The sequence below is a fragment of the Azonexus hydrophilus DSM 23864 genome (genome assembly GCF_000429605.1).
GTDB classification, from domain to species: domain Bacteria; phylum Pseudomonadota; class Gammaproteobacteria; order Burkholderiales; family Rhodocyclaceae; genus Azonexus; species Azonexus hydrophilus.
The window spans coordinates 334,587-335,444 of sequence record NZ_KE386925.1; the positions used below are offsets into that span (position 1 = coordinate 334,587).

The window sequence follows — 858 nt, forward strand, 5'->3', positions numbered from 1 at the left end:
TTCCCAGGGCCTATCCCCGCGAACGCGGGGGAACCGTGTTATGCGGCGCGGACGCCGTCCATCCTGCGGGCCTATCCCCGCGAACGCGGGGGAACCAACCCTGGTGACGTCCGGCGGCTGGGCGAACGGGGCCTATCCCCGCGAACGCGGGGGAACCACAAAACCGTATTGCACCGCGTATTTATGCCGGGGCCTATCCCCGCGAACGCGGGGGAACCGGAATATACGGCGAAAACGCCGTCTATCATGAGGGCCTATCCCCGCGAACGCGGGGGAACCCTGATGCCGGATTGAATCGGGGCGTGCTTGATGGGCCTATCCCCGCGAACGCGGGGGAACCGACTAACCTCGCTGCGAGGTACTGCTGCTCCGGGGCCTATCCCCGCGAACGCGGGGGAACCGATATTGTCCAGGTCATCGACGGCTACGTGCCGGGCCTATCCCCGCGAACGCGGGGGAACCGTCGCCGACACAAAGCGGCCATCCTCGCCCACGGGCCTATCCCCGCGAACGCGGGGGAACCCGAATGGCCGTCAGATCGCCGTAATACAGCAGGGGCCTATCCCCGCGAACGCGGGGGAACCGAGCTCAAGGCGTTGACCGATCTATCACGCGAGGGCCTATCCCCGCGAACGCGGGGGAACCCAGGCCATACGGCTCACGATTGACACCTGTTTGGGCCTATCCCCGCGAACGCGGGGGAACCGAAGGCTTTGGCTTCTTCCTGTTCCTCGTAGAGGGCCTATCCCCGCGAACGCGGGGGAACCGCAAATGCCCAGGCCTTCGCCGATTCTTTCGACGGCCTATCCCCGCGAACGCGGGGGAACCCCTCGATTTCCTTCTCGATGGTGACGCGGA

At 66.2% G+C, this 858-nt stretch carries 1 CRISPR repeat array.

The features are described 5' to 3' along the window. The first annotated feature begins 6 nt into the window (after nucleotides 1–6). Nucleotides 7–828: a CRISPR direct-repeat array (repeat unit 29 nt; unit sequence GGGCCTATCCCCGCGAACGCGGGGGAACC). Nucleotides 829–858: the final 30 nt, after the last annotated feature.